The organism is Streptomyces oceani (genome assembly GCF_001751245.1).
In the GTDB taxonomy this organism is placed as follows: Bacteria; Actinomycetota; Actinomycetes; order Streptomycetales; family Streptomycetaceae; genus Streptomyces; species Streptomyces oceani.
Genome location: NZ_LJGU01000132.1, coordinates 119328 through 133609 on the forward strand (window position 1 = coordinate 119328; position 14282 = coordinate 133609).

The window sequence follows — 14282 nt, forward strand, 5'->3', positions numbered from 1 at the left end:
CTCGCCGGTGGCCCGCCGGAGTCGGCCGTCGGCCCGGACGCCGGCACCCGCCCCACGCCCGCGGCACGCCGCGTCCCGAGCTATCTGGTCGTGGGCGCGTCGGTGCTGGTGGCGGCCCTGCTGGGCACGATCGGTTACGTCCTGCTCGGCAGCGACGGGAACGGTTCCGAGCGTGCCGGGAAGACCGGCGAGACGGTCACCGATTCGCCGCGGGCCGGGAAGTCCTCGGACGGGAAGGAGTCACCGAGCGGGGAGTCCTCGGCCACCGACCCCCCGCCGAGCGGGGAGGAGTCCTCCGGCGACTCCCGTCCGACCGCCGAAACGCCACCGGCCGAGCGGGGCGCGGAGCACGCGGACACGTGGATCGCGCAGCTCGGCTCCGTACCGAAGGCGCAGGGCACCGACGAGCGACGGCGGTACGGAGCCGCCCTGCGCTCGGAGGTGTCCGGGGCGCGGTGGCTGGACAGCGACGAGTTCGCCTCGCTGCGTCCCGGCTACTGGGTGTTCTACCGTCCGGGTCCGGACGCCGCCGGCACGGACTCGTTCGCGAGCGGCCAGGCCACCGCGGACTGGTGTGCCGGTCAGGGACGCCCCTCGGCCAACGAGTGCGTAGGCCGCTACCTCAGCGACGAACGGGCCGATCGTGTCTACCTCTGCTCGGCGGAGCAGGGCGAGGGCACGGGGCGCTGCACGCGTCCGGACTGACCGACCGGCGCACGGACGAGACGTACGGACGAGACGTACGGGCGCGGGCCGCGGCACGGGCCGGCGCGGCCCGCGGCAGCCGTACGTACCACCACCGGGGCCGGGGCTTCGGTGATCGCGGGCCGGTCAGACCGTCTCCAGGAATCCCAGCGCGGTGCGCCAGGTCTGCTCGGCCGCGGGCGCGTCGTGGTCGGACAACTCCGGGTCCGTGTAGAGGTGTCCGGCGCCGGGGTAGCGGTACACCTCGGTGTCGGCGCCGGCCCGCTGCATACGCAGATACCAGGCGTTCAGCCAGTCGTGCGGCTCGAACGGGTCCGGGTCGGCGACATGCAACTGCACGGGCAGGTCGGGCGCCGAGGCGTCGTCCGCGAGATCCGAGGTGCCGTGCAACAGCAGCAGCCCGCGCGCCTTCGTGTCACCCAGCGCGAGGTTCTGCGCGAGGGCGCCGCCCAGCGACAGCCCCGCGTACACGAGTCCCTGGTCGGAGTGCGGCGCGGCCGCCCGGACGGCGCGGGTCAGCAGCTCGTCCTGGCCGATCTCGTCCTTCAGCCGCATGCCCTCCTCGACGGTCTCGGTCGTACGCCCGTCATAGAGGTCCGGCACGTGCACGGTGTGGCCCGCCGAGCGGAGACGCTCGGCCGCGGTACTCACGGCGGGCCGCAGCCCGTAGGCGGAGTGGAACAACAGGACATGGGCCACGATGGTGTCTCTTCCCACAGGGTCGGGATTTCGTCCCCACCCATCCTGCCAGCTAGCGTTTCCGGCGACTGTTCACAGGCAGAAAGGCTGGAGGGGTCATGGAGCAGGTCGTGCGACCACTCTTGGTGATCTGCGGCACACTGGCGCTCACCCTGGCGGTGGGTTGGCTGATCGATCGGGTGTTGAACACCGCGGACCGGAGGCACCCGGAAACGCCGCTCTGGGGAGAGCTACGGAACTGCCAGGTGCCGCTGCAGGTGGTCCTGATGTCCGCCGCGCTGCAGGGTTCGTACACCTGGACGGGAATCGACACGTCCAACGACCGGCTGGTCAAGAACATCCTCGCGCTGATCACCGTCGGCGCGCTGGTGTGGCTGGCGGTACGGATCGCCACCGCGATAGCGGAGACCTCGCTGGCCCGGTTCGCCGCGACCACCACGGACCCGGCCCGGGTACGCCGGTTCCGCACCCAGCTGACCATGGTCCAACGGGTCATCACCTTCGTGCTGGCGACCATCGCCGCGGCCGTGGCCATCCTGCTGCTCTTCCCGAGCATGCGGGCGCTGGGCGCGTCGTTGCTCGCCTCCGCCGGGGTGTTCGGGATCGTCGCCGGTGTCGCCGCCCAGTCCATGCTGGGCAATCTCTTCGCCGGCCTCCAGGTCGCCTTCGGCTCCTCCGTACGTATCGGGGACACCGTGGTGGTGGAGGGCGAGTGGGGCACGGTCGAGGAGATCACCCTGGCCTTCCTGACCGTACGCATCTGGGACGACCGCCGACTGACGATGCCGGTGTCGTACTTCAACAGCAAGGCGTACGAGAACTGGTCCCGGGGCGGCCCACAGATCACCGGCACCGTGTATCTCCACCTGGACCACTCCGCTCCGCTCCAGGCCCTGCGGGACCAGCTGCACACCGTCCTACAGGACCGCGAGGACTGGGACCGCCGCAGCTGGAACCTGGTCGTCACGGACAGCACGCCGACCACCATCGAGGTGCGCGCCGCGATGTCGGCGAAGAACACCGATGACTGGTGGACCCTCCAGTGCGCGGTCCGCGAGGAGTTGATCACCTGGTTGCAGCGGGAACACCCGTACGCGCTACCGCGGGTGACCACCGCACCGGCCGCGATCCCACCGGCCCGGCGACCGGCGGAGTCCCAGGATAGGGACGTGAACAGCAAGGACGTGAGCAGCGCGGGCTGACGACCGCTGGTACCCTGCGCCGCCGTGTACAGCGGGGGCGGCGGCACGAGTGGCAGGTGAGGTCCGACGGCACCCGTATGTCCGGCACCATCGCGCCATCAGCACCATCGCGCCATCTTCACCATCGGCAACACGGCCAGCACCCCGCCGAACAGCGTCATCAGCACCGGGGAGGGCGGCCCCAGCCGCCGTGCCGGCGGGACCAGCACCACCGCCGCCACCAACAGGGTGAACAGCGACCCCAGTCGGTCCACGCTCAGGAGCTCTCGCGCACGGCGTCCAGTGCCTGTCGCAGGTCGTCCGGATACTCACTGGTGTACTCCACCCAGCTGCCGTCAGCCGGGTGTTCGAAGCCGAGCCGCACCGCGTGCAGCCACTGCCGCGCCAACCCCAGTCGCCTGGCGAGTGTCGGGTCCGCCCCATAGGTGAGGTCCCCCACGCAGGGATGCCGGTGCGCGGACATGTGCACCCGGATCTGGTGCGTACGCCCGGTCTCCAGCTTGATGTCCAGCAGGCTGGCCGCCCGGAACGCCTCGACCAGGTCGTAGTGCGTCACTGAGGGCTTGCCCTCGGCCGTGACCGCCCACTTGTAGTCATGCTGCGGATGCCGCCCGACGGGCGCGTCGATGGTGCCGCTCAGCGGGTCCGGGTGGCCCTGTACGAGCGCGTGGTAGCGCTTGTCGACCGTACGCTCCCGGAACTGCCGCTTCAGCAGGGTGTAGGCACGCTCGGACTTGGCGACGACCATCAGCCCGGAGGTGCCGACGTCCAGCCGGTGCACGATGCCCTGCCGTTCGGCCGCGCCCGAGGTGGTGATGGTGTATCCGGCGGCGGCCAGGCCGCCGATGACCGTGGTCCCGCTCCAGCCCGGGCTGGGGTGCGCGGCGACCCCGACCGGTTTGACGATCACGACGAGGTCCGGGTCGTCGTGCACGATCTCCATGCCCTCGACGGGTTCCGCCACCACCTGGACCGGCGCCGGCGGCGCGGGCATCTCCACCTCTATCCAGGCGCCGCCGCGCACCCGGTCCGACTTGCCGGCCGCCGCCCCGTCCAGCCGGACCTTTCCTTCCCCGGCCAGCTCGGCCGACTTCGTACGGGAGAAGCCGAACAGCCGGGCCAAGGCGGCGTCGACGCGCTCGCCCTCCAGGCCGTCCGGTACGTGCAGGGTTCGAACTTCGGGAAGCGTGCTCACCTGATCGAGTATGCCGGACCACCCGAGCGCGGTCCGCCGTCCCCGCGCTCCCCCGCGCCAGCGGTACGCGCCCGGGCCGCGGCTCCGCGTGCGATCCGGGTCCGCTCCGACCCGGCAGATGGGGACTCACCCGTGCGGCATCCCCCGCATGCGCCCGAGGCCGGCCGACGTGAGCGTGTGACCACGGTCCGCCACCACCTCGTCGAGGGAGCCCGTATGCCCGCGCCTGCCGTGCCCTGCCGGATACCCGGTCTCCGTACCCTCGCGGTCGGCACCGCCACCACCCTGGCCGCGCTGGGCCTGGCGCTGCTGCCGGACGCGGCGGCCACCGGGGTGGACTACTCCGACAGCTGCGCGCTGCGGGCGGGCCCGGGCCTGGACGAGGGCCCCACCGGGCAGCGGTACGTCCGCCCGGAAGGGCGCGGCAAGGCGACGATGATCATGGTGGACTTCCCGGACCTGCCCGCCGGGGGCCCGGCCGGCGAGCGCGCCTCCTTCTTCGCCGACTACGGTCGGGAGTACCTCTCCCAGGCGTCGTACGGACAGTACGCACTCGACTTCGAGGCCACCGAGGACTGGATACGTATGCCCCGCTCCTGGGCGTCGTACGACATCCGCCGGGGCATCGGACCGGCGGCGATGCGGACGTACGTACAGGACGCGCTGGACGCGGCGCACGCGCGCGGCACCGACTTCGCCGACTCGGACTTCGTCTACGTCGTCGCGGACGACAACGTACCGGCCCAACCGACCGTGTCCCAGGCGAACGTCTTCGACGACCTCCGGGCCGGTGGGCACCCGCTGCGCGGCGCCGCGCTCGTCTTCGGCCACCACAGCGACTCCGCGACATGGCAGCGCGGCAACTTCGTGCACGAGGCGCAGCACATCTACGGCCTGCCGGACCTCTACAACGTCCGGGACGGCGCCTCGGTGGAGTTCACGGGTGGCTGGGACCCCATGAGCATGGCTGGCATATCCGACCTGCTGGGCTGGCACAAGTGGAAACTGGGCTGGCTCTCGGACGGTCAGGTGCGCTGCCTCCCGCACGCGTACGACGGCACGCTCACCCAGCGGTTGACGCCCATCGGCGCACCGGACGGCGCGAACATCGCAGTGCTGCGAACCAGCCCGCGCACGGCCATCGTCGCGGAGGCCCGGACCCGCGTGGGGCTGGACCGCTCGATATGCGCCGAGGGGGTGCTGCTCTACACCGTCGACTCGGGCGTACCCTCCGGCCACGGCCCGGTGCGGGTGGTGGACACCGAGCCGCACAGTGACGGCGGCCCGTCCTGCGCGGACCGCACTCCGGCGCAGCTCGCCGAGTTGGGCGACGCCCCCCTCCAGGCGGGCGAGAGCCACACCCTCGCGGACGGCACGCGGCTCACCGTGACGAAGCGTTCCCGGGGCGAATCCGGAACGGACGAGTACACCGTGCGGGTCAGCGGTTCCTGAGGCGTACGCGCCCGCGAGCGCCGTGGTGAACCCTGGTCAGCGGCTCAGGCTCTCAGTCCCGGTGCACCGTGCCGTCCGGGTCGAGGCCACGGAAGGACAGCACCACGATCAGGACGCCGCCGCACACGATGGCCGAGTCCGCGAGGTTGAACACCGCGAAGTGTTGCGGGGCGATGAAGTCGACCACCGCGCCCTGGAAGACGCCCGGGGACCGGAAGATCCGGTCCACGAGGTTGCCGCAGGCGCCCCCGAGCAGCAGTCCCAGCGCGACGGCCCACGGCGTGCTGTAGAGCTTGCGGGCCAGCCGGATGATCACCAGCACGACGACCACCGCGATCAGCGTGAGCACGACGGTCAGTGCCTCACCGATGCCGAAGGCCGCGCCCCGGTTGCGTACGACCTTGAACTGGAGGACGGTGCCGATCACTTCGATCGCGTCCCGGTGCTCGAGCTGACTCACCACGATCAGCTTCGTCACCAGGTCGAGCACGAACGCGAACAGGGCGACGCCGACCAGCACCGGAATCCGCCGGCGACCCCGACCTTCGGAGTCCGCCCTGTCCGCCGTGTCCGCCGTGTCCGACAGCTGCTCGGCCTGGTCACCGGCTGTCTCGTCCGCCTGATCGTCCGGGGTCCCGATGGCCCGCTCCGCCTCTGTCACGAGTTGAGGGTACGACACATGGGTAACGCCGGGTTCAGCGGCGTTCCTGCTTTTGTTTGCAGTCCACACACAGCGTGGCCCGCGGGAACGCCTGCATGCGGGCCTTCCCGATCGCGTTGCCGCAGTTTTCGCAGAGACCGTACGTGCCCGCCTCGAGCCGTTCGAGAGCGCGCTCCGTCTGGTACACCATCTCGCGGGCGTTAGCCGCCAGAGCCATCTCGTGCTCGCGGGTGATGTTCTTGGTGCCGGTGTCGGCGTCGTCGTCCCCCGCGCCGTCACCGGAGTCCCGCATCAGGCCGGTGAGGGCCTGCTCGGAAGAGGCGATCTCGGCGTGCAGGCGTACCGCCTCGCTCTGCAACTCGGTCCGCGCGTCGGCCACCTCCTCCTCGGTCCACGGGTCCTCGCCGGGCCGCACCGCGAGATCGCCCGGCTCCGCCGGGGTCGTCTGGGCCGTACGGGCGGTGGGTACCGCTGTCGTCTTCGCCGCCGGAGTCTTCTTCGCAGCCACCGTCTGGGCTCCCGTCTTCTTCGCGGCGGATTTCCCGGAACCGCTCGTCTTCCCGGCGGGCGTCTGCTTCGCCGTGGTCCTGCTGGCCGCGGCCTTCTTGGCGGTGGCCTTCTTCGTCGTGCTCCCCCCGGCCGCTGTCTCCTCGGCCGGTGCCTTCCTCGCGGTCTTCTTCGTCGCCGTCTTCTTCCCCGTCGTCTTCTTGGCAGGAGCCTTCTTCGCTGTCGTCTTCTTCGCTGTCGTCTTCTTCGCGGTGGCCTTCTTCGCGGCGGCTTTCTTCGCCGTCGTCTTCCTCGCGGCGGCCTTCTCGGTAGGAGTGCCGCCGGTCGTCTTCCGCGTCCTGCTCGCAGCCTTCCCGTCGGGCTTGTCCTTCTCGCTTGCCGGGGCCTCCGCCGACTCCTCCTCGACGGCGTCCGACTGTCCGCGCGCGGCCTCCTCCTGCCCTGGAGCGGCCTGCCGCGCGGCTGCCGTCCTCTTCGCGGCGGTCCTTCTGGCCTCCATGACCGCGGCCCCTTCAGATATTGTGATCTTGCTCGCGAATCGTGACCGGAACGATAAATCGACTTCGCGCCCGCGGCAACGGGGCACGCCGCCCAGCCGTGGCTCGGCTCGCCGGACGCGTACCGCCACCCCTGCGAAGCGTTGTGCCCCACCCCGGCCTTCGAAAACCGTTCCTGACATCCGACGTCGGCCCGTACACTGGGCGCAGCGACAGGCGTGGATGGGGACGAGTAGCGTCCGTACGCGGCCCAGAGCGACCCGGGGACGGTGTGAGCCCGGGGGCGAGCGCGACGTGAAGATCACCCCGGAGCCGCCGGAGGAAAGCTCCCCGGAGTGAGTAGAACCGGCAGCGCGGCCTCAATGAGGGGGTGGCGGAATCCGCTGCCAAGGAGGGTGGTACCGCGGGTCGGCCGTCACACAGGCGGGCGCTCTCGTCCCTCCGCCGGAAGCAGCCCTGTCCGCCGGAGAGAGACAACCCGATGAGTCCGCATCCGCAGCAGTACCACCCCGTCCCCGCCCAGGTCGATCTGCCCGCGCTCGAGCACGCCGTGCTCGACTTCTGGCGGGAGCACAAGGTCTTCGCCCGCACCCTCGAGCAGTCCGAGGGACGTCCGGAATGGGTGTTCTACGAAGGTCCGCCCACAGCGAACGGCATGCCCGGCGCGCACCACATCGAGGCGCGTGTCTTCAAGGACGTCTTCCCCCGCTTCCGCACCATGCGGGGCTACCACGTGGCCCGTAAGGCCGGCTGGGACTGCCACGGGCTGCCCGTCGAACTGGCGGTGGAGAAGGAGCTGGGTTTCAACGGCAAGCAGGACATCGAGAACTTCGGCATCGCCGAGTTCAACGCCCGCTGCCGTGAGTCCGTGACCCGGCACACCGACGCCTTCGCCCAGCTGACCGACCGGATGGGCTACTGGGTCGACCTGGACGACGCTTACCGCACCATGGACCCGGAGTACATCGAGTCCGTCTGGTGGTCGCTCAAGGAGATCCACGGCAAGGGGCTGCTGGTCGAGGACCACCGGGTGGCGCCGTGGTGCCCGCGCTGCGGGACCGGATTGTCCGACCACGAGCTGGCACAGGGCTACGAGACGGTGGTCGACCCCTCCGTCTTCGTACGGATGCCCCTGACCTCCGGACCGCTGGCCGGCGAGGCCGCGCTCCTGGCCTGGACGACGACGCCGTGGACGCTCGTCTCCAACACCGCGGTGGCCGCCCACCCCGAGGTGACGTACGTCGTCGCCACCGACGGCCAGGAGCGGCTGGTGGTCGCCGAGCCGCTGCTGGAGAAGGCGCTCGGCGAGGGCTGGACGACCACCGGCCAGTCGTTCACCGGTGCCGAGATGGAACTCTGGTCCTACGAGCGGCCGTTCCGGCTGGTGGAGCTGGAGGGCGCGAACGTCGTCGTGAACGCCGACTACGTCACCACGGAGGACGGCACGGGTCTGGTCCACCAAGCGCCCGCCTTCGGTGAGGACGACCTGCGGACCTGTCGCGGGTACGGCCTTCCCGTGGTGAACCCGGTGCGCACGGACGGCACCTTCGAGGAGGACCTGGCTCTGGTGGGCGGTCAGTTCTTCAAGAAGGCCGACGAGACGCTGGTCGCCGATCTGGAGGCACGCGGGCTGCTGCTGCGGCACACCCCGTACGAGCACAGCTACCCGCACTGCTGGCGCTGCCACACCGCGCTGCTCTACTACGCGCAGCCGTCCTGGTACATCCGCACCACCCAGGTCAAGGACGCGCTGCTGCGGGAGAACGAGCGCACCAACTGGTATCCGGACTCGGTCAAGCACGGCCGGTACGGCGACTGGCTGGACAACAACATCGACTGGGCGCTGTCCCGCAACCGCTACTGGGGCACCCCGCTGCCGATCTGGCGCTGCGCCGAGGACCACCTGACCTGCGTGGGCTCGCTGGCCGAGCTGAGCGAGCTGACCGGCACGGACCAGTCCGGGCTTGACCCGCATCGGCCGTACATCGACGCGGTCACCTTCGCCTGCCCGCGGTGTGACGGTACGGCGACGCGGGTGCCCGAGGTGATCGACGCGTGGTACGACTCCGGGTCGATGCCGTTCGCGCAGTGGGGCTACCCGTACCGGAACCGGGAGCTGTTCGAGAAGCGGTACCCGGCGCAGTTCATCTGCGAGGCCATCGACCAGACCCGCGGCTGGTTCTACACGCTGATGGCGGTCGGCACGCTCGTCTTCGACCGGTCCAGCTACGAGAACGTCGTCTGCCTCGGCCACATCCTCGCCGAGGACGGCCGGAAGATGTCCAAGCACCTGGGCAACATCCTGGAGCCGGTGCCGCTGATGGACCGACACGGAGCGGACGCGGTGCGCTGGTTCATGGCGGCGGGCGGCTCCCCGTGGGCCTCGCGCCGGGTGGGCCACGGCACCATCCAGGAGGTGGTGCGCAAGACGCTGCTGACCTACTGGAACACGGTCGCCTTCCAGGCGTTGTACGCTCGCACCACCGGCTGGGCGCCGAGTGCCACGGACCCCGCGCCGGAGCAGCGCCCGCTGCTGGACCGCTGGCTGCTCAGCGAACTGCACGCGTTGACCGACCTGGTCACCGCCGCCATGGAGAACTACGACACACAGCGCGCCGGCAAGCTGCTGTCCACCTTCGTGGACGACCTGTCGAACTGGTACGTCCGCCGCTCCCGCCGCCGCTTCTGGCAGGGCGACCCGGGCGCGCTGCGTACGCTGCACGACACGGTGGAGACGATCACCAGGCTGATGGCGCCCATCGCCCCGTTCATCACCGAGCGGGTCTGGCAGGACCTGGTAGTCCCGGTGACCACCGAGGCACCCGCGTCGGTGCACCTGGCGACCTGGCCCGAGGCGGACCTGGACGCGGTCGAGCCGGAGCTCTCCGGGGACATGCTGCTCGTACGCCGGCTGGTGGAGCTGGGGCGGGCGACCCGCGCGGAGTCCGGGGTGAAGACCCGGCAGCCGCTGTCCCGAGCGCTGGTCGCCGCGCAGGGTTTCGCGACGCTCTCCCCCGACCTGCGGCGGCAGATCACCGAGGAGCTGAACGTCAGCCAGCTGGACTCGCTCTCCGAAGTCGGCGGCTCGCTGGTGGACACCAGCGCGAAGGGCAACTTCCGTGCTCTGGGGCAGCGTTTCGGCAAGGACACGCAGGCGGTGGCGACGGCGATCGCCGAGGCGGACGCCGCCGAGCTGTCCGAGGCACTGCGTGCCGGCAGTGCCTCGGTGCAGGTCGCCGGGGAACGGGTCGTCCTGGTGCCGGAGGAGGTCATCATCACCGAGACGCCCCGGGAGGGCTGGTCGGTGGCCTCGGACTCGGGCGCCACGGTGGCCCTGGACCTGGAGATCACCCCGGATCTGCGCCGGGCGGGACTCGCCCGGGACGTCATCCGGCTTGTGCAGGACGCCCGGAAGAACTCGGGGTTGGACGTCGCCGACCGTATCGCGCTGCGTTGGACGGCGGAGGACCCCGACGTCGTACGTGCGCTCAGCGACCACGCCGAGCTGATCGCGGAGGAGGTGTTGGCCACGGACTTCGCCGAGGGCGACGGCGAGGACGGTCCGGATGGTTTCGGCGAGCCGGTGCGGGACGAGGCACTGGGCGGGCTGAGCTTCCGGCTGCGCAAGGTGGGATGAGACCACGGGGCGGTCCCGGTGCCCACGGGCGCCGGAACCGCCCCCGCTCGGCGGGCCGGTCAGTCGGCGGGCACGAAACGCACCGGCGTCCCCGGTACCGCCTGCGCCGCGGCGGGCAGCGCCTCCTCCGGTACGACTCCGATGACCGGGTAGCCGCCGGTCACGGGGTGGTCGGCGAGGAAGACCACCGGGAGCCCGGCCGGCGGCACCTGCACGGCACCGAGCGCCATACCCTCACTGGGCAACTCGCCGTCGTAGGCACGCTCCAGGGTCGGCCCCTCCAGCCGAAGACCGACGCGGTTGCCGGCGGGTGAGACCCGGTAGTCGCCGGTCCGCAGGGTGCGCCACCCGGCCGGGGTGAACCAGTCGGCACGCGGACCCGGGACCACCGGCAGCACCAACTCACGTGGGGGCGCCGGGCAGGGGGACGGTATCGGTGAGGTGGCGAGCGGATCCCGTCTGCGTCGGGTGCCGAAGGACAGCCGGTCGCCGTCCCGCAGCGGCGCGGGCCCGAGCCCGGAGAGCAGGTCGGTGGCCCGGCTGCCCAGCACCGGCGCGGTGTCGACGCCGCCCGCGAAGCCGACGTAGGTCCGTAGTCCGTACGTCGCCGCACCCGCCTCCAGTACGCTTCCCGCCGGCAGTCGCAGCGGCTCGCCCCAGGGCGCCGGCCGGCCGTCCAGGGTCACCGGGCAGGGGGCACCGGTGACGACGGCGACGGTCGGGAGGTGGCTGCGTACGGCACAACCGGTGAGCGTGGTCTCCAGGGTGGCGGCGCCCTCCGGATTGCCCAGCAAGCGGTTCGCCAGCCCGTGCGCCGGTTGGTCCAACGCCCCGGAGCGCGGGACGCCCAGGTGCGCGTGCCCCGGACGCCCCAGGTCCTGCACGGTGCTGAGCGCGCCGGCGCGTACGACCTCCAGCGCGCCCACCGGTGCGTCCGCTGGTACGCCCGCCGGAGTCACCGCGGCTCCCGGGAACCTGAGGGCGTGTCGGGGATGTCCGGGTCGGGGATGTCCGGGTCGGCGCTGTCACCGATCGGGGTGCCGGCCGAGTCCACCGGCTCGAACCGGACTCGGGTGCCCGGCTCCAGCAGGGCGGCGGGCGTGCGTTCCGGGTCCCAGAGCACCGTGTCCACCGCCGTGCCGATGAGTTGCCAGCCGCCCGGGGAGGAGCGCGGGTAGATTCCGGTGTACGCGCCGGCCAATCCGACCGCACCCGCCGGGACCCGGGTGCGCGGACTGGCGCGACGCGGCACCTCGTACCCCGCTCCCAGCACGGTCAGATAGCCGAAGCCGGGCGCGAAACCGCAGAAGGCCACTCGGTACTCCGCGCTCGCGTGCACAGCGCCGACCTCCTGCTCGCTCAGGCCCCACAGCGCCGCGACCTCCGCCAGGTCCGGCCCGTCGTACCGCACGGGGATACGGACGGCCGTCCCGCCGGTGCGGGACAGCGGCGGCACCCGCCAGTGCGGGAGTTCCTCGGCGAGCCGGCGAGGTTCGGCCAGTCCCTCCAGGAGCACCGTGCGGGCGCCGGGGACGATCTCGCGTACGGGTGGCAGCGTGCCGGTGCGGCGCCGGCGCAGCAGTTCCGCGTGCAGGGCCTCCGCGGCCTCGGCGGTGGGGAGTTCGACCAGCAGGCCGTGTCCGCCCACGGGCAGGACGGTGACCGGGGGCACCGCGGACGGACCGGTCACGCCGTCACGCCCGTCACGCCCGCCGCCTCGGTCGTCTCGGTCACGCGAAGGCCCGTACCGTGACGCCGGCGTCCGCCAGGCCCTGCCGGACCGCGTGGACCAGCTCTGCCGCGCCGGGCGTGTCCCCGTGCAGACACAGCGAACGAGCGCCCAGCCGCAGCCGGGTGCCGTCGGTCGCGGTCACCTCCCCGTCCTCGGCCAGCGACACGGCACGCCGCAGCACCTGTTCGGGGTCCGTGAGGACGGCACCGGGCTCGCCGCGGGGCACGAGGTTGCCGTCCGGCTGGTAGCCCCGATCGGCGAACGCCTCCAGCACCGTGGGCAGTCCCGCGGCCTCGGCGGCGGCGTGCAGCGCCGATCCGGGCAGGCCCAGCACCGGCAGCCTGTCCCCGGCCAGCCGCGCCCCGGAAACGACGGCGGTCGCCTGTGCCTCGTCCGTGACGGTGCGGTGATAGAGCGCGCCGTGCGGCTTGACGTACGCCACGGACGTGCCGGCGGCGCGGGCGAACAGTTCGAGGGCACCGATCTGGTACGCCACCTCGGCGGCCAACTCCGGTGCCGGCACGTCCATCGCGCGGCGGCCGAAGCCGGCCAGGTCACGGTAGGAGACCTGGGCCCCGATCCGTACGCCGTGTGAGACGGCGGACGCGCAGACCCGCCGCATGGTGAGAGGGTCGCCGGCGTGGAAACCGCAGGCGACGTTGGCGCTGGTGACGGAGGCCAGAAGCGCCTCGTCGTCGGTGAGCTGCCAGCGGCCGAAGCCCTCACCGAGGTCGGCGTTGAGGTCGATGGTCCCGTTCATCCCCGGCAACGTAGACGATTGTTCAACGATTGAGCAAGAGGCGTGTTGTCCCGGCGTGGATTCTGGGCTTGACTGTGCGGCATGCCCGCCGACGCCACCGAAACCGACCCCGTCCCGGCCGAAATCGGTGCTGAGCTCGTCGCCGACGAGGTCCGACCGGGGCGCACGATCGGGGCGCACGACACCGCCGAGCGGGCGGCGGCGGTCCTGCGCGAGCACGTCGCCCAGGGGCTCCTCCGGCCCGGCGTACGCCTCTCGGAGGAACGCATCGGACGGGCTCTCGGGGTTTCCCGCAACACGCTGCGGGAGTCCTTCCGACTGCTCACGCACGAACGGCTGCTGATACACCGCCTGAACCGGGGGACCTTCGTGCGTGTCCTGGACGTTTCCGATATCCAGGACATATACCAGGTGCGACGGTTGGTCGAGTGCGCGGCCCTACGCGACCTGGGCGCGGGACCGTACCAACTGACCGACGTACGGGCGGCGGTGACCGCCGCGGAACGAGCCGCTCAGGCACACGACTGGCAGAGACTCGGCACCGCGAACATCCACTTCCACCAGGCCCTCGCCGGGCTGGCCGCCAGCCCGCGCGGGGACGACATGATGCGGGGCGTGCTGGCCGAACTGCGGCTGGCTTTTCACGTCATGGACGAGCCACGGCAGTTCCACGAACCGTACCTGCCGCGCAACCAGGACATTCTGCGTACATTGGAAGCCGGCGCCGGGGAGACCGCCGCACGGCTGCTGAGCGACTATCTGGACGATTCCCGACAGCAGTTGGTGGACGCCTATCCGAAGCAGCCGGCGCACGCCACGCCCTGACCGGCGTCGAGCCGGAAGTGCCCGGCGGCGGGCCACTGATCGCAGCCGCACCCGATCCGCACCACCCGAGCACCGGGGAGACCCGAGCAGGACGCCGAAGCAGGTTGGCACAGCCGAACGGCCGGCCGGAGAGCGGGTCTCCGGCCGGCCGTTCGCCGTACCGCTCGGTGCGTCAACCGGTCAGTTGTCGTCCTCGTCGATCAGGAAGCCACGCATCGGCGACGGCGCCTGCTGCACCGGCTGCTGCGGACCGCCGCCCTGCGGACGCACCGGAGCCATCGGCTGGGTCATCGCCGGGGACATCTGCTGCTGGCCGCCGTAGGTCTGGCCACCACCCTGCTGCGGGCCGCCGGGACCACCCTGCGGACCGACGCCGGGCCCGCCGTTGGCACCGGCGGGCTGTACGGCCA

The 14282-nt window shown here is 71.6% G+C and carries 12 protein-coding genes and 2 pseudogenes; 5 read left to right on the plus strand and 9 right to left on the minus strand.

Annotated elements, in window-relative coordinates; genetic code table 11:
- A pseudogene (locus tag AN216_RS29325) lies at positions 1 to 705 on the plus strand (hypothetical protein); the annotation flags it as partial.
- Between the two features lie 126 nt (positions 706 to 831).
- On the opposite strand, the gene AN216_RS17585 reads toward AN216_RS29325, so the two are convergent.
- Complete coding sequence (locus tag AN216_RS17585) at positions 832 to 1404, minus strand: dienelactone hydrolase family protein (RefSeq protein WP_070197667.1); 573 nt, start codon at positions 1402 to 1404, stop codon at positions 832 to 834.
- 98 nt (positions 1405 to 1502) lie between these two features.
- On the opposite strand from AN216_RS17585, the gene AN216_RS17590 reads away from it, so the two are divergent.
- Positions 1503 to 2606, plus strand: a complete 1104-nt coding sequence (locus AN216_RS17590; protein WP_070197630.1) for a mechanosensitive ion channel family protein — start codon at positions 1503 to 1505, stop codon at positions 2604 to 2606.
- Between the two features lie 98 nt (positions 2607 to 2704).
- On the opposite strand, the gene AN216_RS29330 is transcribed toward AN216_RS17590, so the two are convergent.
- The gene (locus tag AN216_RS29330; RefSeq protein WP_170843156.1) at positions 2705 to 2860 is read right to left on the minus strand and encodes a hypothetical protein; all 156 of its coding nucleotides are present in this window, start codon (positions 2858 to 2860) and stop codon (positions 2705 to 2707) included.
- 2 nt (positions 2861 to 2862) lie between these two features.
- Positions 2863 to 3801: an RluA family pseudouridine synthase gene (locus AN216_RS17595; RefSeq protein WP_070197631.1), complete on the minus strand. Its 939-nt coding sequence runs from the start codon at positions 3799 to 3801 to the stop codon at positions 2863 to 2865.
- Between the two features lie 216 nt (positions 3802 to 4017).
- Here AN216_RS17595 and AN216_RS17600 point away from each other — a divergent pair, with 216 nt between their 5' ends.
- Entirely contained in the window at positions 4018 to 5253 is a 1236-nt protein-coding gene (locus AN216_RS17600) for a metallopeptidase domain-containing protein (protein ID WP_070197632.1), read from the plus strand.
- A 52-nt stretch (positions 5254 to 5305) separates the two neighbouring features.
- Here the strand turns inward: AN216_RS17600 and lspA are convergent, their stop codons facing one another.
- Both lspA and AN216_RS17610 read right to left on the minus strand, forming a co-directional pair.
- Positions 5306 to 5914, minus strand: coding sequence for a signal peptidase II (lspA, locus tag AN216_RS17605; RefSeq protein WP_070197668.1), 609 nt, complete (start codon positions 5912 to 5914; stop codon positions 5306 to 5308).
- A 34-nt stretch (positions 5915 to 5948) separates the two neighbouring features.
- Positions 5949 to 6920 (minus strand): TraR/DksA family transcriptional regulator, encoded by a 972-nt coding sequence (locus tag AN216_RS17610; RefSeq protein ID WP_070197633.1) that lies wholly within the window; start codon positions 6918 to 6920, stop codon positions 5949 to 5951.
- A gap of 479 nt (positions 6921 to 7399) precedes the next feature.
- Between AN216_RS17610 and ileS the strand changes: the two genes are divergently transcribed.
- Complete coding sequence (gene ileS, locus AN216_RS17615) at positions 7400 to 10555, plus strand: isoleucine--tRNA ligase (RefSeq protein WP_070197634.1); 3156 nt, start codon at positions 7400 to 7402, stop codon at positions 10553 to 10555.
- Positions 10556 to 10614: 59 nt separating this feature from the next.
- On the opposite strand, the gene AN216_RS17620 is transcribed toward ileS, so the two are convergent.
- Genes AN216_RS17620 through AN216_RS17630 form a run of 3 tightly spaced genes read right to left on the minus strand, consistent with a single transcriptional unit; the run spans position 10615 to position 13047 of the window.
- A complete protein-coding gene (locus AN216_RS17620; protein WP_244502517.1) occupies positions 10615 to 11514 on the minus strand; it encodes a 5-oxoprolinase subunit C family protein in 900 nt (299 codons plus the stop codon).
- A complete protein-coding gene (locus AN216_RS17625; protein WP_070197635.1) occupies positions 11511 to 12245 on the minus strand; it encodes a 5-oxoprolinase subunit B family protein in 735 nt (244 codons plus the stop codon). Before AN216_RS17625 ends, AN216_RS17620 begins: the two co-directional genes overlap by 4 nt.
- A 40-nt stretch (positions 12246 to 12285) precedes the next feature.
- Positions 12286 to 13047: a LamB/YcsF family protein gene (locus AN216_RS17630; protein ID WP_070197636.1), complete on the minus strand. Its 762-nt coding sequence runs from the start codon at positions 13045 to 13047 to the stop codon at positions 12286 to 12288.
- Positions 13048 to 13128: 81 nt separating this feature from the next.
- Here AN216_RS17630 and AN216_RS17635 point away from each other — a divergent pair, with 81 nt between their 5' ends.
- Positions 13129 to 13872 (plus strand): GntR family transcriptional regulator, encoded by a 744-nt coding sequence (locus AN216_RS17635; RefSeq protein WP_070197637.1) that lies wholly within the window; start codon positions 13129 to 13131, stop codon positions 13870 to 13872.
- 180 nt (positions 13873 to 14052) lie between these two features.
- Here AN216_RS17635 and AN216_RS27300 read toward each other — a convergent pair.
- Positions 14053 to 14282, minus strand: a pseudogene (locus AN216_RS27300) (cell division protein DivIVA); the annotation flags it as partial.

Coding starts and splice junctions, on each gene's coding strand:
- ileS (WP_070197634.1), top strand. CDS start 7,400: ATGAGTCCGCATCCGCAGCAGTACCACCCCGTCCCCGCCCAGGTCGAT.
- AN216_RS17610 (WP_070197633.1), bottom strand. CDS start 6,920: ATGGAGGCCAGAAGGACCGCCGCGAAGAGGACGGCAGCCGCGCGGCAG.
- AN216_RS17590 (WP_070197630.1), top strand. CDS start 1,503: ATGGAGCAGGTCGTGCGACCACTCTTGGTGATCTGCGGCACACTGGCG.
- AN216_RS17600 (WP_070197632.1), top strand. CDS start 4,018: ATGCCCGCGCCTGCCGTGCCCTGCCGGATACCCGGTCTCCGTACCCTC.
- AN216_RS17635 (WP_070197637.1), top strand. CDS start 13,129: ATGCCCGCCGACGCCACCGAAACCGACCCCGTCCCGGCCGAAATCGGT.
- AN216_RS17630 (WP_070197636.1), bottom strand. CDS start 13,047: ATGAACGGGACCATCGACCTCAACGCCGACCTCGGTGAGGGCTTCGGC.